Origin of the sequence: Albidovulum inexpectatum (assembly GCF_002927635.1) — a bacterium.
Taxonomy (GTDB): Bacteria; Pseudomonadota; Alphaproteobacteria; order Rhodobacterales; family Rhodobacteraceae; genus Albidovulum; species Albidovulum inexpectatum.
In genome coordinates this window covers 1-19413 of sequence record NZ_PRDS01000002.1, presented here as the reverse complement: position 1 = coordinate 19413, position 19413 = coordinate 1, and the positions used below count along the sequence as shown (strand labels likewise).

Here is a 19413-nt window from a genome sequence, read left to right as displayed (position 1 = left end):
TTCAGGGGTCGGGATTCCACGCCCCTGCCCGCCCATCGGCCAGCCTGCGATAGGTCTGAACGAACTGGGCATGGACCCAATCGGGGTCGAAACGCGGCTCGGCGGCCCGCTGCAGGGCGCGCCGGGCCATGTCCGATCGCAGCGTCTCGTCCGCAAGGATACGGCGGACGGCCTGGGCGATCGCCTCGACATCGCCGATCGGCACGACCGCGCCAACAGTGTCGTCGATCAGCTCGACGACGCCGGAACAGGCCGTCGCAACCGCCGGAATGCCGGCCTGGAACGCCTCGACGATGGTGAACGGCAGGGCTTCCCAACGTGAGGTCAGCAGGAACAGGTCGGCCGCGCGAAGATACAGGTGTGGCCTCTCGACCCGACCCAGAAAGATGACCCGGTCCGCGACTCCCGCCTCGCGGGCCTGGGTCTTCAACCGCGCCTCGTCCACGCCGTCTCCGGCCACGGCGAAACGCCAGCCGGGGTGCGACCCCGCCAGACGCGCGGCAACCCTGATCAGCACATCGATACCCTTTTGCCGCTCCAGACGTGCAAGGGTCATCACCAACCGATCACCGCCTGCAAGCAGCCTTTGGCGCAACGCAGCGACCTCTTGCGGCGGGTCGCACGGGGCCGCGGGCACGCCCAGCCCCAGAACCGTGAGCCGCGTCGGATCCACGCCGCCGATCCGCTGCAAATCCGCCGCCGAATTGTATGACGGCGTGATGACCAGATCGGCCCCGCGCGCGATCCGGCCAAAGGCCGCGATGCGTTCGGGTTCAGAGCCGTGATAGGTCACGATCAGCGGAACGCCCAGGCCCTTGCGGGCAAGGTTGGCGACCAGGGCGGGCGCGGATTCATGGGCGTGGATCACATCGACCGGATTGGCCTTCAGCCAGGCGCGCAGGCGCCAGACCGATCGGGCGACCGCCACCATCCGCCTGGGCATCCCGCCCCCCTCGCCCGAAACCGCGCGGGTCGGCAGATCCAGGTAATCGGGCTGATCGTCCGGACCGGCCCATGCAGCGGGCGAGCCGCCAAGCGTGACGCGGTGCCCCTGCCCGCGCAGCCAGTCCGTCAGCGACAGGACATGGCGGGTGATCCCGCCCACGCCAAACTGGGTCTGCATTTCGAGCACATGAAGCGGGCGGGTATCCGTCATCGAAACAAGGCCTTTGGGGTCAAATACGGCTTCAGCCTACACGAGCGGCGCGGCAATGAAAGCGCCAAGGCCGACCAAACCGGGTGACGCAGGCGCAACAGCGGGTTACGACTTGGTTCGTGGCAAGGGGGTGGCGCATGATCCATGTCGGGCTGGATGGGCAAAGCTGGGACAACGAACGGGGCTTTGGGCGCTTCACCCGCAGTCTGGTCGGTGCCCTTGCCGCGCGGGATGCCGGATTTCGCTATACCCTGATCTGCGACCGCCCGCCTGAACGCCCCCTGCCCGACGGTATCGATGTCGTCGTGGCTGGCGCGTCTCACAGCATGGCGGAGTCCGCCTCGGGGGATTCGGCGCGGCGCGGGGCCGACCTGCTGACATTGGCACGTCGTGCGGCCCGACTGCGGCCCGACCTGCTGTTCTTTCCGGCAAGCTATTCCTTCTTTCCCGTTCTTGGCAGGATCCCGGCGCTGGTCTGCATCCATGACACGATTCCCGAACGTTTCCCGGACCTGGTGTTTCCCACCCGGCGCAACCACCTGCTGTGGCGTGCCAAGGGCTGGCTTGCGCGCCGGCAGGCCCGGCGAATCCTGACCGTTTCGGAAAGCTCGGCCCGCGATATCGCCCGGATGCTTTCTGTTCCACGGGACCGGATCGACGTGACGACCGAAGGCGCCCAGCCTGTCTTCGCGCCCCTCGACGATCCTCGGCGGGCCGAGGACATCAGGCGCCACCATGGTATCGATCCCCGGGATCGTCTGCTGGTCTATGTCGGCGGGTTCAACCGGCACAAGAATGTCGTCAGCCTGATCCGGGCCATGCCGGAAATCCTTTCGCATGCGCCACGCACGCGGCTGGTCATCGTCGGCCGGACGACCGGCGCACGATTTTGGGACAATATCGCGGATCTGCAGGACGCCGCCCGCCGTGACGCGCGCAGCTCGGACCGCATTGTCTTTGCGGGCGAGCTTTCGGACCCCGACATGGCCGGTCTTTTGGCCATCGCCGACGCGCTTGTCATGCCATCGCTGTGGGAAGGCTTCGGTCTGCCCGCTCTGGAAGCCATGTCCTGCGGCACGCCCGTTCTGGCATCCGATCGGGGCAGCCTGCCCGAGGTCGTGGGCGATGCCGGCCTGTTCTTCGACCCGACCGATCCGCACGCCCTTGCGGCACAGGCCATCCGTCTGCTGTCCGAGCCCGGCCTTGGCGCAACTTTGCGGCGCAATGCCTTTGCCCGGGCAGGCCAGTTCGGCTGGGACAAGGCCGCGCGCCTGACCGAGCAATCGTTTCGCCGGACGCTGGGACTGCTGGCGTGAAAAATACGGACGCCCGGCGCATTGCGCGACCAAGGCGCTTGCAGAAACGCAAATCAGGCAATATTCCGCGCCCATGACACATGCGCATCAACGCCTCCTCATCATCGACTTTGGCAGCCAGGTCACGCAGCTGATCGCCCGCCGCCTGCGCGAGCTGAAGGTCTATTGCGAAATCCACCCCTTCAACCGGGTGGACGACGCCTTTCTGAAAAGCTTCGCGCCGCAGGCCGTCATCTTCTCGGGCGGCCCGGCCTCGGTCTTTGCCGAAGGGGCGCCCATGCCGCCGGCCTCGGTCTTCGAACTGGGCGTGCCGATCCTGGGCATCTGCTATGGCCAGCAGGTGATGATGCATTGCCTGGGCGGCAGGGTGGAACGCGGCCATGGCACCGCCGAATTCGGCCGCGCCTTCGTGACCCCGACAGAACATCGCCACGAAATTCTTGACGGCTGGTTCACCGAGGATGGGCGCGAGCAGGTCTGGATGAGCCACGGTGATCACGTGTCGAAACTGGCGCCGGGGTTCCAGGTTCTGGCCACCTCGCCCGGCGCGCCCTATGCGATCACGGCCGACCCCGCACGCCGCTTCTTTGCCGTGCAGTTCCACCCCGAGGTGCACCACACGCCGAAGGGAACGAAACTGCTCGAGAATTTCGTGCGCATCGCGGGATTCGTGGGCGACTGGACGATGGCGTCATTCCGCGAGGACGCGATCGAGAAGATCCGCGCCCAGGTCGGTGACAAGCGCGTGATCTGCGGATTGTCGGGCGGAGTCGACTCCTCGGTCACGGCGGTGCTGATCCATCAGGCGATCGGAGATCAGCTGACCTGTGTCTTCGTCGATCACGGACTGCTGCGGCTGGGCGAGGCCGAGGAAGTGGTCTCGATGTTCCGCGACCACTACAACATCCCGCTCATCCACGCCGATGAATCCGAGCTGTTCCTGAGCGCGCTCGAGGGCGTTTCGGACCCCGAGGTGAAGCGCAAGACGATCGGGAAGCTCTTCATCGACGTCTTCCAGCGCGAGGCCGCCAAGATCGAGGGGGCCGAGTTCCTGGCGCAGGGCACGCTGTATCCGGATGTGATCGAATCGGTCAGCTTCTCGGGCGGGCCTTCGGTCACGATCAAGAGCCATCACAATGTCGGCGGGCTGCCCGAAAAGATGGGGCTGAAGCTGGTCGAACCGCTGCGCGAGCTGTTCAAGGACGAGGTCCGCGCGCTTGGCCGCGAACTGGGTCTGCCCGAAAGCTTCATCCGCCGCCATCCCTTCCCCGGCCCGGGTCTGGCGATCCGCTGTCCCGGCGAGATCACGCGCGAAAAGCTGGACATCCTGCGCAAGGCCGATGCGATCTATATCGACCAGATCCGCAAGCATGGTCTTTATGACGAGATCTGGCAGGCATTTGCCGCCATCCTGCCGGTGCGCACGGTCGGCGTGATGGGTGACGGGCGCACCTATGACTATGCGCTTGCGCTGCGCGCCGTGACCTCGGTCGATGGCATGACCGCGGATTACTATCCGTTCAGCCACGACTTCCTGGGCGAAACCGCGACGCGCATCATCAACGAGGTGCCAGGCATCAACCGCGTCATGTATGACGTCACGTCCAAACCGCCCGGAACCATCGAACTGGAATGATCCGGTGCCCCGCGCCCCCGGCGCGGGGCATGCTGCATCTGGCCTTTCGCCACGGCCTTGTGTATCGGGTGCGCCAAAGACGCAAAAAGGCAAACCCATGGACCTTCGCAACATCGCGATCATCGCGCATGTCGACCACGGCAAGACAACCCTTGTCGATCAGCTGTTGAAACAATCCGGTGCGTTCCGGGAAAACCAGGCCGTCGCGGAACGCGCCATGGATTCCAACGACATCGAACGTGAGCGTGGCATCACGATTCTTGCAAAATGCACCAGCGTCGAATGGAACGGCGCGCGCATCAATATCGTGGACACCCCGGGCCATGCCGATTTCGGCGGCGAGGTTGAACGGATCCTGAGCATGGTCGATGGCGTCGTGCTTCTGGTCGATGCCGCCGAAGGGCCGATGCCCCAGACCAAGTTCGTCACGCAAAAGGCGCTGGCGCTGGGCCTGAAACCCATCGTCGTACTGAACAAGGTGGACAAGCCCGATGCCGAACCCGAACGCGCGCTGAACGAGGTCTTTGATCTGTTCGTGGCCCTTGGCGCCAGCGACGAACAGCTGGACTTTCCGCATCTCTATGCCTCGGGCCGCGCAGGCTGGGCCGACGAGTCGCTGGAAGGTCCGCGCAAGGACCTGTCGGCGCTGTTCGACCTGATCCTGCGCCATGTTCCCATGCCCGCCCAGCTGTCGCGCGTGGACGAGCCCTTCCGCATGCTGGCGACGACGCTTTCGGCCGACCCGTTCATCGGCCGCATCCTGACCGGGCGCGTCGAATCCGGCCGCCTGCGCGTGGGCGACACCGTCAAGGCGCTGTCGCGCACGGGCGAGCGGATCGAACAGTTCCGGGCCACCAAGATCCTCGCCTTCCGGGGTCTTTCGCAGCAGCCGATCGACGAAGCCGTCGCGGGCGACATCGTCACCGTCGCGGGCATGACTCGCGCCACGGTGGCCGACACGCTGTGCGCGCCCGAGGTCGAGACGCCCCTGCCCGCCCAGCCGATCGACCCGCCGACGATCAGCGTGACCTTCGGCATCAATGACAGCCCCCTGGCCGGGCGCGACGGGTCCAAGGTGCAGAGCCGCGTCATTCGGGAACGCCTGATGCGCGAGGCGGAATCGAACGTCGCGATCCGGGTCGAGGACACGCCGGGCGGCGAATCCTTCATCGTCTCGGGCCGCGGCGAATTGCAGATGGGCGTGCTGATCGAAAACATGCGCCGCGAGGGGTTCGAATTGTCGATCTCGCGCCCGCGCGTGATCTTCCGCGAAGAGAATGGCGAACGGCTGGAGCCGATCGAGGAAGTCATCATCGACGTCGATGACGAGTTCACCGGAGCGGTGATCGACAAGCTGACCGGACAGCGCAAGGGCGAGTTGGTGGAAATGAAGCCCGCGGGCGCGGGCAAGACCCGCATCGTCGCTCTGGTCCCTTCGCGCGGGCTGATCGGCTATCACGGCCAGTTCCTGACCGATACGCGTGGCACCGGCGTCCTGAACCGGATCTTCCATTCCTGGGCACCCTACAAGGGGCCGATCGAAGGTCGCCGGCAGGGCGTGCTGATCTCGATGGAAAATGGCGTCTCGGTGGCCTATGCGCTGTGGAACCTGGAAGAACGCGGACGCCTGTTCATCGGGCCGCAAGAGCAGGTCTATGTCGGCATGATCATCGGAGAAAACAGCCGACCCGGCGATCTGGAGGTCAACCCGCTGAAGGGCAAGAAGCTGACCAATATCCGCGCCGCCGGATCGGACGAGAATGTGCGCCTGACCCCGCCCGTGCGGATGAGCCTCGAGGAGGCGATCGCCTATATCGACGACGACGAACTGGTCGAAGTCACGCCAAAGGCGATCCGTCTGCGCAAGCGCTATCTCGACCCGCACGAACGCAAGCGTCAGGCCCGCGCCGAAGGCTGATCGCGGTTGCATCCTGTCCCGCCCCGGCCCAGTCTGGGGCAAGGGAAGGAGAGCGCCATGTGCGGAAGGGTGAATCTGGCCGGGCTTTCCAGCCGCGAATTGTTCGAATGGCTCGAACTGGGCAAGCCGCCGGCCGGAACGCCCGAGATTCCTTCGCGCTGGAACGTGCCGCCGACATCGGACCTTCCGATCCTGCGGCGGCCGGATGGCACCGCGCGCCTGGACCTCGCGCGCTGGTGGTTCATCCCGCACTGGCATCGCGGCACACTGTCAGAGTTCAAGGCCACGACCTTCAACGCGCGGGTCGAGACTGCGGCCACAAGCCCGACCTTTCGCGACGCATGGCGCCGCGCGCGCTGCGTGATTCCGGTTTCCGGCTATTACGAATGGCAAAAGCGCGGCACCGAAAGGCAGCCCCTTTACATCAGCCCGGCCGGCAATGCCCCGGCCCTGCTTCTGGCCGGATTGTGGAGCTCGGTCCGCCTGCCGGACTTCGAAGGGCTGACCTGCACGATCCTGACCGAGACCGCGCCAGAGCCGATGAGCAGCATCCACAACCGGATGCCCGTGATCCTGTCACCCGATCGCGCGCTTGACTGGCTGGACGGGGCCGATGCGTCTGCCCTGCCCCGTCTTGGTCTTCCGGGCCTTGCATGGCATCCCGTCACCCGCGCCGTGGGCTCGGTGCGCAATGACGGGCCCGAACTGATCGAGCCCATCGACGCCTGAAGAACCGATCAGGCCGTGGTGTCGATGACCTCGACGCTGTGGGTGACCTTGGCGGTCCTGGCCATCATGGCCGAGGCGGAACAGTATTTCTCGGCCGAAAGCGCGACGGCGCGTTCGACCCGCGCGGGGTCAAGGCCACGGCCACGAACCACGAATTTCATGTGAATGCGGGTAAAGACCTTGGGGTCGCTTTCGGCCCGATCGGCTTCCAGCTCGCAGGTCACGCGCTCGACCGGCTGACGTGCCTTTTCAAGGATGTGCACGACATCGTAGCTGGCGCAGCCACCCGTGCCGATCAGCACAAGCTCCATCGGGCTGGGGCCGGGCTTGGGGCTGTCGCCATGGGCCGCACCCAGCACGATCTGGTGGCCTGACTCGACCTGCCCCGTAAAGGTCCGATCTTCCACCCAGGTCACGCGCGCTTTCATCCTGTCCCCCGTCACGATCGTTGTTTCGGCGCGCAGGATGCCGTGACGCCCCCGGCTGCGCAAGGGCCGTCAACGCCGTTTCAGTGCAGGTGGAATTCGCCCACCACGTTCTGCCATTCACCAGGCGCGATCAGCTTGCGGTGCGTGAAGACAACCGAATGCAGGGGGCCTTCGATCTTTTCCTGCCAGAATTCGATGAAGCGGAACAGTTCGGGATAGTCCGGTGCCAGGTCGTATTCCTGCCAGATGAACGTGTTCAGAACATTCCTGTAATCCGGCATGCGATAGAAGATCTGCGCCGTCGTCAGCCCGTACCCCTTCAGCATCAGCTCGACTTCCTTGGGACGCGTTTCCGCCTTCATCATTGCCTCCGTCACTTCCTCCTGACTTCAATGCTACATCAGAGCAGGCGTCGCGCAACGAAAACAATATGTTACCGCATCCGCGCGGGTTTTGACCGCAACCATGCCGGGGCGGCATTGCACCCCAAGCCCTGGCTGGGCTATAGTCGCGCGCAACAAGATCTAGCGCCCGACGGCGCCAATCAAGACAAGGGCGAGCATTCGTGAACGACACGCCAGAAACCCCTGAAAAGGAAGACGATCTGCCGCCTCGGCCCGCATATGACGGCCCCACCGTCGATATCGCCGAGGAGATGAAGACCGCCTATCTCGATTACGCGATGAGCGTGATCGTAAGCCGCGCGATCCCCGATCTGCGCGACGGGCTGAAGCCGGTGCATCGTCGCATCCTGTATGCGATGCACGAAACCGGCAACACGCATGACAAGCCCTATCGCAAGTCGGCCCGCCCGGTCGGCGACGTGATGGGTAAGTATCACCCCCACGGCGACGCGGCGATCTACGACGCGCTGGTCCGCATGGCCCAGCCCTTCTCGATGTCGCTGCCGCTGCTGGACGGCCAGGGCAATTTCGGCTCGATGGACGGCGACAATGCCGCGGCGATGCGCTACACCGAGGTGCGCATGGCCAGACCCGCGGCCTATCTGCTGGCCGATATCGACAAGGAAACGGTCGATTTCCAGGACAACTATGACGGCAAGGACCGTGAGCCCACCGTCCTGCCCGCGCGCTTTCCCAACATGCTGGTCAACGGTGCGGGCGGCATCGCCGTCGGCATGGCGACCAACATCCCGCCGCACAATCTGGGCGAGGTCATCGACGGCACGCTGGCCCTGATCGAAAACCCCGACCTTTCGTCGGAAGAACTGATGCAGATCATCCCGGGTCCCGATTTTCCGACCGGCGCCCTGATCCTTGGGCGATCGGGTGCGCGCAAGGCCTATCTGGAAGGGCGCGGCAGCGTGATCATCCGCGCGCGCACGCATATCGAGGAGCTGCGCAAGGATCGCTATGCCATCGTCGTGGACGAGATCCCCTATCAGGTCAACAAGGCCACGATGATCGAGAAGATCGCCGAACTGGTCCGCGAAAAGAAGATCGAGGGGATCGCCCATATCCAGGACGAATCCGACCGGGTCGGCGTGCGCGTCGTGATCGAACTGAAGCGCGACGCGACGCCCGAGGTCGTGCTGAACCAGCTGTACCGATTCACGCCGATGCAGACCTCGTTCGGCTGCAACATGCTGGCGCTGAACGGCGGCCGTCCCGAAACGCTGAGCCTGCGCGACTTCCTGACCCATTTCATCGCCTTCCGCGAAGAAGTCGTCGCCCGCCGCACGGCCTATGAACTGCGCAAGGCGCGTGAACGCAGCCACGTGCTGTGCGGACTGGCGGTTGCGGTGTCGAATGTCGATGAGGTCGTGGCCACGATCCGGTCCTCCCGGGACCCGGCCGAGGCGCGCGAGCGGCTGATGACCCGCCGCTGGCCCGCCCACGACATCGCCGAATATATCCGCCTGATCGACGACCCGACGCATACGATCAATGACGACGGCACCTACAACTTGTCCGAAATCCAGGCCCGCGCGATCCTGGACCTGCGCCTGCAGCGGCTGACGGCGATGGGCGTGCAGGAAGTCACCGACGAATTGCAGGATCTGGCCGCGAAGATCCGCGACTACCTGGACATCCTGCGTTCGCGTGAGCGGATCATGGCCATCATCGCCGACGAACTGCGCGAGGTGAAAGATCTCTTTGCCGTGCCCCGCCGGACCGAGATCGTGGACTGGGCGGGCGATCTGGACGACGAGGACCTGATCGAACGCGAGGACATGGTCGTCACCGTGACCTCGGGTGGCTGGATCAAGCGTACACCGCTGGCCGAGTTCCGCGCGCAACGTCGCGGCGGAAAGGGCATTTCCGGCATGGCGACCAAGGAAGACGACATCGTCACCACCCTGTTCGTCGCCAACACCCATACGCAGCTTCTGTTCTTCACGACCGACGGCATGGTCTACAAGCTGAAGTGCTGGCGCCTGCCGCAGGGCGGCCGCACCTCCAAGGGCAAGGCCATCGTCAACATCCTGCCGATACCGCAGGGCGTCTCGGTGGCCGCGATCATGCCCGTCGATGCGCCCGAGGAAGACTGGGACAACCTGCAGATCTTCTTTGCGACATCGGATGGCAGCGTGCGGCGCAATGCCCTGTCCGACTTCACCAACGTCAAGTCGAACGGCAAGATCGCGATGAAACTGCCCGAGGGCGTCAGCCTGGTGAATGCACGCATCTGCATGGAATCCGACGATGTGATGCTGGTCACCGCCCAAGGCCGTGCGATCCGGTTCCCGACGACCGAGGTGCGCGTCTTCAAGGGCCGTGACTCGACCGGCGTGCGCGGCATCCGGCTGGCCGAAGGCGACCGGGTCGTCTCGATGTCGATCATCCGCCATTTCGAGGCCACGCCCGAGGAACGCGCCGCCTATCTCAAACAGCGCCGATTGATGGCCGGTGTCACCGAGGACGAGTCGGCCGAAGATGACGAGGAAACCGTGACCGCTGGCCAGCTGTCGCCGGAACGCTATGCCGAGATGTCGGCGGCCGAGGATCTGATCCTGACCGTCACCGCGCGGGGCCAGGGCAAGCTGACCTCCAGCCACGACTATCCGGTGCGCGGCCGCGGCGGTCAGGGTGTCATGGCGATCGACAAGGGGCTGCGCGGCGGGCCGCTGGTTGCCTCCTTCCCCGTCGAGCTGGACGACCAGATCATGGTCGCGACGACGACGGGCCGCTCGATCCGCTGCCCGGTCGACGGGATCAGCTTCCGCTCACGCACGGCGGGAGGTGTGAAAGTCATCGACGTCACGGGAGACGAGGAAGTCGTGTCCGTCGCGCGCATCGCGGATCAGGGCCAGGACGAACCCGACGCCGATCAGGCCTGAGGACCGTCTTGGAAAGCAACATCATGCGACGCCCCGCCCTGGCGGGGCGTTGTCGAATGGACACCGGCCCGCGCCAAGGATTCTGCAATTTCGCACAAATTATGTTTCCCATTCGCTCTATATCCGCACATCCGCACAGGGTATGCCGGTCGCATCCCGAATGCACGGAGACATGGAAATGAAAGACATCGGAATTCTCGTGGCGCGGATCCTGCTCGCCATCCTGTTCATCACCGCCGGCATGGGCAAGCTGGGCAATGTCCAGGGCTTTGCCGCCTTCATGGAATCCGGCGGCGTGCCGGCATTCCTTGCCTGGCCGGTCATTGCGCTGGAAATCCTGGGCGGAGTGGCCGTGCTGATCGGCCTTCTCACGCGGCCCGCGGCGCTGGCACTGGGCGGGTTCAGCGTTCTGGCTGGCCTGCTGTATCACTTCGACCCGGCCGATCAGATGCAGATGACCATGCTGATGAAGAATCTGGGACTTGGCGGCGGCTTCCTGCTTCTGGCGCTGCAGGGCCCCGGGACGTGGTCGGTCGATGCGGCACTAGCGCGGGGCAGGCTGCAACACGGCTGAAGACGGCGCCATAATGCAGGGGGGCGATCGGCACACTGGCCGAGCGCCCCCTTTTCTTTGTCGTCTGCCACAGCTACATCAGCGCCATGACACAGACATTGCATATCGTTGGCGGCGGCATGGCCGGTTCCGAAGCCGCCTGGCAGGCCGCCGGGGCGGGCGTGCCCGTCGTGATCCATGAGATGCGCCCGAAGGTCGGCACATTCGCACATCGGACAGGCAACCTGGCCGAGATGGTATGTTCCAATTCGTTCCGCTCGGACGATGACGAACAGAATGCCGTCGGCCTTCTGCACTGGGAAATGCGCACGGCGAACGGGTTGATCATGCGCATGGCCGATCGCCATCGTCTGCCTGCGGGCGGAGCACTGGCTGTTGACCGCGAGCCTTTTGCCGAGGCCGTGACGAACGCGCTGCGCCAGCACCCCAATGTCACGATCAGCACCGAAGAGATCACCGAACTGCCCGACGAGGGCATGTGGATCATCGCCACGGGTCCACTCACCTCGGGCACGCTGGCCGAATCCATCCGCGCCGTCACCGGGGCCAGATCGCTGGCCTTCTTCGATGCGATCGCGCCGATCGTCCATGCCGATTCCATCGACATGTCGGTGGTCTGGGCGCAGTCGCGCTATGACAAGGGCGAAACCGAGGAAGAGCGGAAAGCCTATCTGAATTGCCCGATGACGCGCGAGCAATACGACGCCTTCATCGACGCGCTTCTGGCGGCGGAAAAGACCGAATTCCACGAAGGCGAGGTCGAGAACACCCCCTATTTCGATGGCTGCCTGCCGATCGAGGTCATGGCCGAACGCGGGCGCGAAACCCTGCGTCATGGGCCGATGAAGCCCGTGGGCCTGACCAACCCGCACCGCCCGGACGAAAAGCCCTATGCGGTGGTGCAGTTGCGGCGCGACAATGCGCTGGGCACGCTCTACAACATGGTCGGCTTCCAGACAAAGATGAAGTATGGCGCGCAAGTCGATGTTTTTCGGATGATTCCGGGACTTGAAAACGCGCGGTTTGCACGTCTTGGCGGAATTCATCGCAATACGTTCATCAATTCTCCGACGCTTCTGGATGACCGGCTGAGACTGAAATCGCGGCCGAATATCCGCTTTGCCGGCCAGATCACCGGGGTCGAAGGCTATGTTGAAAGCGCGGCGATGGGGCTGCTGGCCGGACGCATGGCCGCGGCCGAGATCCTGGGACGGGATCTTCCGCCCCCGCCGCCCGAAACGGCCATGGGTGCGTTGGTGAACCACATAACCGGCGGGGCCGATGCAAGGACGTTCCAGCCGATGAATGTCAATTTCGGCCTGTTTCCCCCGATCGACGCGCGCGGCGGCCGCAAGGGGCGCAAGGAACGCTACAAGGCCTATACCGACAGGGCCAAGGCCGCATTCTCCGAATGGCTGGCACGTCAGGGCTGATGCGCACGCGCTTTGCGCCCTCGCCGACCGGGCCGCTTCATCTGGGCCATGCCTATTCGGCGATATTGGCCCATGACATGGCGCGTGCGGCGGGCGGCCAGTTCCTGCTGCGGATCGAAGACATCGACCGCAGCCGATCACGCCCCGAATGGGAAAGACAGATCCAACGCGACCTATCGTGGCTGGGGCTGACATGGGACGGCCCGATCCTGCGCCAATCCGATCGGCAGGCTGCCTATGACACCGCCCTGGACGATCTTTGGTCGCGTGGCCTTCTGTATCCCTGCAGCTGCAATCGCCGCGACATTGCGGCCGCTGCTGGCGCACCGAATGAAGGCGAGCCGCCGATGGGGCCGGATGGCATCGTCTATCCGGGAACCTGCCGGCCTGCCGCCAACCGTCCATGGCGCGACCGGCCCCGGCCGCGCAATGTGGCCCTGCGGCTTGACATGCGTGCCGCGCTGGCTTCGCTTGGCCTGGCGTCTGGCGACAGATTGAGCTTTATCGAAACCGGTGGCGGCGAAGGAACGTCAGTTGGCCAGATCGCCTTTGCCGCGCAAGAGCTGATCGATCGCGTGGGGGACGTCGTTCTGGCGCGGCGCGAGATGGGGTCGTCCTATCACCTTGCGGTCGTGCTGGATGACGCTTTCCAGGGCATCACGCATGTGGTTCGCGGCGCGGACCTGTTCGAGGCAACGCGCATCCATGTCCTGCTGCAACGCCTGTTCGGCCTGTCGACGCCGCTCTATCATCACCACCGCCTGATCCGCGACGAAAACGGCAAGCGCCTTGCCAAGCGCGACGACGCCCGGGCCATCGCGAAGTATCGCGAGGACGGCGCCACGCCCAGCGACATCCGCAAGATGGTGAGGCTGCCCACGTCACGCAACGGGTGACAGGATCTCGACCTCTTCGCCCCCACGCAGGGCGGTGTAGAAGCAGCTTTGACGGTTGGTGTGGCAGGCGGGCCCGGACTGATCGACCAGCAACAGAAGGCAGTCGCGATCACAATCTATCCGCAGCTCGACCAAACGCTGTATATGGCCCGAGCTTTCGCCCTTGGCCCAGAGTTTCTGCCGCGAGCGCGACCAATATGTCACCCGCCCCGTGCGCAAGGTTTCGCGGATGGATTCTGCGTTCATCCACGCCATCATCAGCACCTCGCCGCTCTGATGGTCCTGTGCGATCGCCGGGATCAGACCATGGGCGTCAAATCGCAAGGTCGAAGGGTCGAATGGCATGTCTGGTACCTTTGCAAAGATGGCCTTTGGGCCTATCTAGAATTTGCGGGCGAGGAACGAAAGCCCGAAGCGCCGGGGGCATGGCATGAGCGACACCGACCTGATCAAGCTTTATTCGCAAAGGATCCTGGCACTGGCGGCGAACATTCCGCACGCGCGCAGGCTGGAAAACCCGACGGCCACGGTGCGCAAACGCTCGCCGCTTTGCGGTTCGACCGTGACGGTCGATGTCGTGGTGCGTGACGGGCGGATCGTCGAATATGGCCAGGACGTGCGCGCCTGCGCGCTTGGCCAGGCATCGGCCGCCCTGTCAGGCGCGGTCATGATCGGACGCACGCGCGACGAAGTCGAGCGCGCCCGGGACGAATTGCGCGCCATGCTCAAGGAAAACGGTCCCGTCCCCTCGCCCCCATTCGTTGGTTACGAAGCGCTGTTGCCCGCGCGCGATTATCGAAACCGTCATGCCTCGATCCTTCTTGCGCTGGAGGCCACGGCCGAGGCGATGGAACAGGCCGAACGCGCCGCCTGACCCCCAAAAAAAGACCGCCGCGCTCTGGTCCAGAGGCGGCGGCAAGTTGCGATCGAGCGACAGCCGCCCGTGGCCAAAGTCTTGGGGGACAGCGGACCTGTTGGGGACAGGACGGGCGGAGCGCCAGCCGATCGCAGGCAGGCAGATCGAACGGGGTCTAGAAAATCTGCGGCAGGTGCAGCCCGACGAACAGCATCAGAACCAGCGCCCCAAGGCCCAGCGCGTCCTGCACCAGGTTCGGGCGCGCGCGCATCAGGACGGATTTCAGATCGGTCTTCATTTTGCACCTCCTGGAACCGCTTGTGTTGCCACTTTGTTCTCACATGCTGGTTAACAAGTAAAGAACTTTTTGAGAACAAGTGAGAACAAACGGGAACGCCGCGCTAACCGACAGATATCAGCCGGATCGCGCGGTCCTGCTCGGTCAGCCACAGAAGCACGCGCGCCGCCTGCCCGCGCGGACCTTGCAGCTGCGGATCGTCCGACAGAAGCTTGCGCGCATCCATTTGTGCCGTGGCCATCAGGCCCGCCTGGCGTTCGATATCGGCGATCCGGAAACGCGGCAGGCCCGACTGGGCCGTGCCGATCAGATCGCCCGCGCCCCGCATCGCCAGATCCTCTTCGGCGATGCGGAAACCATCTTCCGTATCCCGCAGGATCTGCAGACGTCGTGCAGCGGTGTCGGAAAGGGGGGGCTGATACATCAGCAGACAGGTGGATTCGGCGCTGCCACGCCCCACCCTGCCACGCAGCTGGTGAAGCTGTGCAAGGCCGAATATCTCGGCCCGTTCGATCACCATGATCGAGGCATTCGGGACATCCACACCGACCTCGATGACCGTCGTGGCGACCAGAACGCGGGTGCGTCCCGCCGCGAAGTCGGCCATCGCGGCGTCCTTCTCGGCTGCGGGCATCTGGCCATGCACCAGCCCGACCACACCTTCGCCCAAGGTTGCGCGAAGCTTCCTGAACCGCTCCTCGGCTGCTGTCAGATCGACACGCTCGCTCTCCTCGACCAGCGGGCAAACCCAATAGGCCTGTCGGCCCTGCTGGACTGCGCGGGCCAGATGGGCCACGACCTCGTCGTATCTTTGTGCCGAAACCAGGGCCGTGCGGACGGGCTTTCTGCCGGCCGGCTTTTCATCCAGCACCGACACGTCCATGTCGCCATACTGGGCCAGTGCAAGGGAACGTGGTATCGGGGTTGCGGTCATCACCAGAACATCGGCGCGCAGCCCCTTGGCAGCCAGCTCAAGCCTCTGGGCCACGCCGAAGCGATGCTGTTCATCGACAACCGCCAGACGCAGATCGGCAAAGACCACGTCCTTCTGAAAGATGGCATGCGTCCCGACAAGGATATCGATCTCGCCCTCGGCCAGAGCCTTCAGCTTGGCTGCGCGCTCGCCCGCCTTGTCTCGGCCGGTCAGAATCTCGATGCGGACGCCGGCGGCCTCGGCCAGGGGGCGCAGAGCCTGAAGATGCTGGCGCGCAAGGATCTCGGTTGGCGCCATCATCGCGCCCTGCCCGCCCGCCTCGACCGCGATCAGCAGCGCAAGGAACGCGACCAGCGTCTTGCCCGCACCGACATCGCCCTGCAGAAGTCTGTTCATCCGCCTGTCGGACGCCATGTCTTCGGCGATTTCCTGCACCGCCCGGATCTGCGCCCCGGTGGGCTTGTAAGGCAAGGCGGCCAGCACCTTGGCGCGCAGCGCGCCATCGCCACGGCTTGGCCGGCCCTTCTGCCGACGAACCGACGCCCGCGCCAGGGCAAGCGTCAATTGGTGGGCAAAGAGTTCATCATAGGCCAGTCTCTGTCGCACGGGAAAGTCCGGCTGCGTCTCGGCCGTCCCCTGCGGGGCATGGGCCCGGCGCATTGCCTCGGCCCAGCCGGGCCAGCCACGTTGCGCCTTCAGCTCGGGGTCGATCCATTCCGCCAGATCGGGCAATCGGCCAAGCGCCGCACGCACCGCCTTTTGCATGACGCGCTGGGTTATGCCGGCGGACAAGGGATAGACCGGCTCGAAGTCAGGCAGATCGCCGACGCGGTCGATGGGCAGGACATGATCGGGGTGCACCATTTGCGGCACTCCATCGAACAGCTCGACCCTGCCCGATACGATACGCCGTTCGCCACTGGGCAATTGCCGTTGCAGCCAATCGCCCTTGGCATGAAAGAACACGAGCTGGAAATCGCATTCAGCGTCGCGCACCATGATCCGCGTCGGGCCTCCCTTGCGGCTTGGCGGGACATGCGCGCCGATTTCGACCTCGACCGTCAGGGTCGCCGGCAGGGCAGCGCCCTTGATGGTGCGCACCTTGCGGCGGTCGATCACCGCTCCGGGCAACGTGAAGATCAGGTCCCTTGGGCGCGTGATCCCGGCCGCGGCAAAGTTTTCGGCCAGCTTGTCGCCGATTCCGGGCAGACCGCGGAGATCGCCAAACAGGGGGAACAGGATCTCGGGCCTGCTCATGAACCGATCAGGGCCAACCAGGCATCCTCGTCGATGATCTCGATGCCCAGTTCGGCCGCCTTTCTTGCCTTCGACCCCGCGCCCGGCCCGGCGACGACAAGATCGGTTTTCCGGGAAACCGAATCCGTGACCTTTGCCCCAAGCGCCTTGGCGCGGGCCTTGGCTTCATCGCGCGTCATCTTTTCCAGCGTGCCGGTAAAGACGATCGTCTTGCCGGCAACGGGCGAATCCTTGGCGACCGCCTCTGGGGGCACGATCCGTCGCAACTCGGCCACCAGCCTGTCAAAGGCTGCGCGCTCTGGCGGGTTCGAGAAGGCGTCGGAAAGCGACAAGGCAAGGACCGGGCCGATCCCGTCGATTCCTGTCAGTTCGGCCCAGGCCGCATCGGCCTCTGCGGGAACCACGCTTTCAGCACGCGCGCGCTCGCGTGCCTCTGCCAGGCGCGGACGGCGGCCTTCTGCCTGTGCAACACGGCGCTCCTGTTCCTCTGCCTCTTGCGCGCGGCGATGGGCCTCAGCCGCCGGACGGGCCGCATCCACGCAGGCGGTCAGCGTCTGCCAGTCACGGAAGTGCCGGGCCAGTTCCTGAGCGGCGACCTCGCCGACATGGCGAATGCCAAGCGCGAAGATCAGCCGCGAGAACGGTATCTCTCGCCGTCGTTCGATTGCTTCGAACAGGTTGCGGACCGATGTTTCGCCCCATCCCCGGATTCGGGCCAGGGGCTTGCCGTCCAGTTCCGCAAGCGCGGGGCCGATCTGCGCAAAGCCGACAATCTGGTAGCCCAGCGGCTCGAGCAACTCGCGGTATTCGGCCACCAGGGCATCGACCCGTTCGACGCTGCGCTCCGCACCCAGAAATTCCTGTGGCGCGGACAGCATCTTGTGCCGCTCGGCGTCGCGCCGCGCGAGCGTGAATATGTCGGCAGGTTCCGCGATCCAGTTCAGCCGATAGAACAGCTCGACCTGCTTTGCCCCAAGCCCCTCGATATCAAAGGCCGGGCGGCTGACGAAATGCTTGAGCTTCTCGACCGCCTGCGCGGGGCAGATCAGACCACCCGTACAGCGCCGCACCGAATCCCCCTCCTCGCGGATCGCGGGAGAGCCGCAGACCGGGCATCGGTCGGGGAAGCGATAGGGCTTTGACCCGGCGGGTCTTTTCGACAGATCGACATCGGCAATCTTGGGGATCACGTCGCCGGCGCGATAGACCTTGACCCAGTCACCTTCGCGAATGTCCTTGCCGCCGCGGATCGGATTGCCCTGCGCGTCCCGCCCGGCAATATAGTCTTCGTTGTGCAGCGTCGCGTTCGAGACGACAACGCCGCCCACCGTGACCGGCGCAAGCCGGGCGACGGGGCTGAGCGCGCCGGTGCGGCCGACCTGGATCTCGATCCGCTCGAGCCGCGTCCAGGCGGTTTCGGCGGGAAACTTGTGCGCGATGGCCCAGCGGGGCGTTGTCGAGCGGAACCCCAATCGCTCTTGCAGGGCCAGGTCGTTGACCTTGTAGACGACGCCGTCGATGTCATAGCCAAGGGTCGCGCGCTTTTGTTCAATCTCGGCATAGGCGTTCAGCAACTCCTCGACCCCGTCGCATTCGCGCGTCAACGGATTGACCTGGAACCCCAGCTCGGCCAGCCGGCGGACGGCCTGCATCTGCGTCCGGCCAAGAGGTTCCGACACCTCTCCCCACGCATAGGCAAAGAATCGCAGCGGCCGTTGAGCCGTGACCCCGGGGTCGAGCTGGCGCAAAGACCCCGCCGCCGCATTGCGCGGGTTGGCAAAGGTCTTGCCCCCGGTTTCGGCCTGACGTTCGTTCAGCGCGGCGAAATCCGCGTGGCTCATATAGACTTCGCCACGGACCTCCAGAACCCGCGGCGCACCTGACAGACGCTGCGGAATCTCGCGGATCGTGCGCGCGTTTTCGGTGACGTTCTCGCCCGTTTCGCCATCGCCACGGGTCGCGGCCTGAACCAGCAAACCATCTTCGTAGCGCAGCGATAGCGACAATCCGTCGATCTTCGGTTCAGCCGTGTAGCCCAGATGCGCATCCGGGCCGAGGTTCAGATAGCGCCTGATCCTTGCATCAAAGTCGCGTACATCCTCTTCGCTGAAGGCGTTTTCGAGGCTGAGCATCCGCACGACATGCCGCACCTTGGCAAAGCCTTCGGCCGGCGCGGCGCCGACGCGCTGGGTTGGGCTGTCGGGCCGCGCCAACGCCGGAAAACGCTCTTCGATGGCGCGAAGGCGAAGCTTCAGCGCATCGTATTCCGCGTCCGAGATCTCTGGCGCATCATTGCGATAATAAGCCTCGTCAGCCCGCGTTACGGCCCCGGCCAGGCGCTGCCATTCGGCGCGCGCCTCGTCTTCCGAAAGCATTTCGACGGGGCGCATGGAAGGATCCCCATTCGCCGGGCCCTTATCCACTGCCGTTGTTTCGTCTTCGCCTTCCCGACCGGTCCTGGACATGCCCGCCCCCAAATCTGGCCACTGGCGGTACTGTTACGTCCAGACCCGCCCAAGGTCCAGACGGGCCATGCCCACGCTGGCAGATCAGGCGCCCACCGCAAGCTTGCGAGACTTGTCGGCATGTTCACTTAATCTTCTTTCCGTGCAATTCAGGGAAAGGAGGAGCGTTCCATGGGACAATCACCGACAGCAAAGAAGCGCGGGTCGCGGGATGCG

Annotated in this window: 16 protein-coding genes; 9 read left to right on the top strand and 7 right to left on the bottom strand. The window is 64.8% G+C overall.

Annotation, left to right across the window (positions count from 1 at the left end; genetic code table 11):
• Position 1 precedes the first annotated feature (1 nt).
• Positions 2-1156: a glycosyltransferase family 4 protein gene (locus tag LV82_RS03420; RefSeq protein ID WP_104069339.1), complete on the bottom strand. Its 1155-nt coding sequence runs from the start codon at positions 1154-1156 to the stop codon at positions 2-4.
• 137 nt (positions 1157-1293) lie between these two features.
• On the opposite strand from LV82_RS03420, the gene LV82_RS03415 reads away from it, so the two are divergent.
• The 4 genes from LV82_RS03415 to LV82_RS03400 all read left to right on the top strand — a co-directional run bounded on the left by LV82_RS03415 (position 1294) and on the right by LV82_RS03400 (position 6755).
• Positions 1294-2472 (top strand): glycosyltransferase family 4 protein, encoded by a 1179-nt coding sequence (locus LV82_RS03415; protein WP_104069338.1) that lies wholly within the window; start codon positions 1294-1296, stop codon positions 2470-2472.
• 73 nt (positions 2473-2545) lie between these two features.
• Positions 2546-4108 (top strand): glutamine-hydrolyzing GMP synthase, encoded by a 1563-nt coding sequence (gene guaA, locus LV82_RS03410; protein ID WP_104069337.1) that lies wholly within the window; start codon positions 2546-2548, stop codon positions 4106-4108.
• Positions 4109-4205: 97 nt separating this feature from the next.
• On the top strand, positions 4206-6026 hold the full coding sequence (typA, locus tag LV82_RS03405) for a translational GTPase TypA (protein ID WP_104069336.1): 1821 nt from the start codon (positions 4206-4208) through the stop codon (positions 6024-6026).
• 57 nt (positions 6027-6083) lie between these two features.
• Positions 6084-6755, top strand: a complete 672-nt coding sequence (locus tag LV82_RS03400; protein ID WP_104069335.1) for an SOS response-associated peptidase — start codon at positions 6084-6086, stop codon at positions 6753-6755.
• 8 nt (positions 6756-6763) lie between these two features.
• On the opposite strand, the gene LV82_RS03395 is transcribed toward LV82_RS03400, so the two are convergent.
• A complete protein-coding gene (locus LV82_RS03395; protein WP_104069729.1) occupies positions 6764-7183 on the bottom strand; it encodes an OsmC family protein in 420 nt (139 codons plus the stop codon).
• A gap of 80 nt (positions 7184-7263) precedes the next feature.
• Entirely contained in the window at positions 7264-7545 is a 282-nt protein-coding gene (locus tag LV82_RS03390) for an usg protein (protein ID WP_104069727.1), read from the bottom strand.
• A gap of 203 nt (positions 7546-7748) precedes the next feature.
• Here LV82_RS03390 and gyrA point away from each other — a divergent pair, with 203 nt between their 5' ends.
• From gyrA to gluQRS, 4 genes are all read left to right on the top strand, one after another.
• On the top strand, positions 7749-10484 hold the full coding sequence (gene gyrA / locus LV82_RS03385; protein WP_104069334.1) for a DNA gyrase subunit A: 2736 nt from the start codon (positions 7749-7751) through the stop codon (positions 10482-10484).
• Between the two features lie 178 nt (positions 10485-10662).
• Complete coding sequence (locus LV82_RS03380; protein WP_211289165.1) at positions 10663-11058, top strand: DoxX family protein; 396 nt, start codon at positions 10663-10665, stop codon at positions 11056-11058.
• 86 nt (positions 11059-11144) lie between these two features.
• Positions 11145-12491, top strand: coding sequence for a methylenetetrahydrofolate--tRNA-(uracil(54)-C(5))-methyltransferase (FADH(2)-oxidizing) TrmFO (trmFO, locus tag LV82_RS03375; protein ID WP_104069332.1), 1347 nt, complete (start codon positions 11145-11147; stop codon positions 12489-12491).
• Positions 12491-13387, top strand: a complete 897-nt coding sequence (gene gluQRS, locus LV82_RS03370; RefSeq protein WP_104069331.1) for a tRNA glutamyl-Q(34) synthetase GluQRS — start codon at positions 12491-12493, stop codon at positions 13385-13387. The genes trmFO and gluQRS overlap by 1 nt, the downstream gene beginning before the upstream one ends.
• Here the strand turns inward: gluQRS and hisI are convergent.
• Complete coding sequence (gene hisI / locus LV82_RS03365) at positions 13373-13732, bottom strand: phosphoribosyl-AMP cyclohydrolase (protein ID WP_104069330.1); 360 nt, start codon at positions 13730-13732, stop codon at positions 13373-13375. The two genes, gluQRS and hisI, sit on opposite strands and share 15 nt — an antisense overlap.
• A gap of 85 nt (positions 13733-13817) precedes the next feature.
• Between hisI and LV82_RS03360 the strand changes: the two genes are divergently transcribed.
• Positions 13818-14261, top strand: coding sequence for an iron-sulfur cluster assembly scaffold protein (locus tag LV82_RS03360; RefSeq protein ID WP_104069329.1), 444 nt, complete (start codon positions 13818-13820; stop codon positions 14259-14261).
• A 157-nt stretch (positions 14262-14418) separates the two neighbouring features.
• Here LV82_RS03360 and LV82_RS15200 read toward each other — a convergent pair whose 3' ends face one another.
• From LV82_RS15200 to ligA, 3 genes are all read right to left on the bottom strand, one after another.
• Positions 14419-14541, bottom strand: coding sequence for a hypothetical protein (locus tag LV82_RS15200; protein WP_281259910.1), 123 nt, complete (start codon positions 14539-14541; stop codon positions 14419-14421).
• A gap of 103 nt (positions 14542-14644) precedes the next feature.
• Positions 14645-16732, bottom strand: coding sequence for an ATP-dependent DNA helicase RecG (gene recG / locus LV82_RS03355; protein WP_104069328.1), 2088 nt, complete (start codon positions 16730-16732; stop codon positions 14645-14647).
• Entirely contained in the window at positions 16729-19122 is a 2394-nt protein-coding gene (gene ligA / locus LV82_RS03350) for an NAD-dependent DNA ligase LigA (RefSeq protein ID WP_245873059.1), read from the bottom strand. Before ligA ends, recG begins: the two co-directional genes overlap by 4 nt.
• Positions 19123-19413: the final 291 nt, after the last annotated feature.

Coding starts and splice junctions, on each gene's coding strand:
- LV82_RS03420 (WP_104069339.1), bottom strand. CDS start 1,156: ATGACGGATACCCGCCCGCTTCATGTGCTCGAAATGCAGACCCAGTTT.
- LV82_RS03415 (WP_104069338.1), top strand. CDS start 1,294: ATGATCCATGTCGGGCTGGATGGGCAAAGCTGGGACAACGAACGGGGC.
- guaA (WP_104069337.1), top strand. CDS start 2,546: ATGACACATGCGCATCAACGCCTCCTCATCATCGACTTTGGCAGCCAG.
- typA (WP_104069336.1), top strand. CDS start 4,206: ATGGACCTTCGCAACATCGCGATCATCGCGCATGTCGACCACGGCAAG.
- LV82_RS03400 (WP_104069335.1), top strand. CDS start 6,084: ATGTGCGGAAGGGTGAATCTGGCCGGGCTTTCCAGCCGCGAATTGTTC.
- LV82_RS03395 (WP_104069729.1), bottom strand. CDS start 7,183: ATGAAAGCGCGCGTGACCTGGGTGGAAGATCGGACCTTTACGGGGCAG.
- LV82_RS03390 (WP_104069727.1), bottom strand. CDS start 7,545: ATGAAGGCGGAAACGCGTCCCAAGGAAGTCGAGCTGATGCTGAAGGGG.
- LV82_RS03380 (WP_211289165.1), top strand. CDS start 10,663: ATGAAAGACATCGGAATTCTCGTGGCGCGGATCCTGCTCGCCATCCTG.
- trmFO (WP_104069332.1), top strand. CDS start 11,145: ATGACACAGACATTGCATATCGTTGGCGGCGGCATGGCCGGTTCCGAA.
- gluQRS (WP_104069331.1), top strand. CDS start 12,491: ATGCGCACGCGCTTTGCGCCCTCGCCGACCGGGCCGCTTCATCTGGGC.
- hisI (WP_104069330.1), bottom strand. CDS start 13,732: ATGCCATTCGACCCTTCGACCTTGCGATTTGACGCCCATGGTCTGATC.
- LV82_RS03360 (WP_104069329.1), top strand. CDS start 13,818: ATGAGCGACACCGACCTGATCAAGCTTTATTCGCAAAGGATCCTGGCA.
- LV82_RS15200 (WP_281259910.1), bottom strand. CDS start 14,541: ATGAAGACCGATCTGAAATCCGTCCTGATGCGCGCGCGCCCGAACCTG.
- recG (WP_104069328.1), bottom strand. CDS start 16,732: ATGAGCAGGCCCGAGATCCTGTTCCCCCTGTTTGGCGATCTCCGCGGT.
- ligA (WP_245873059.1), bottom strand. CDS start 19,122: ATGCGCCCCGTCGAAATGCTTTCGGAAGACGAGGCGCGCGCCGAATGG.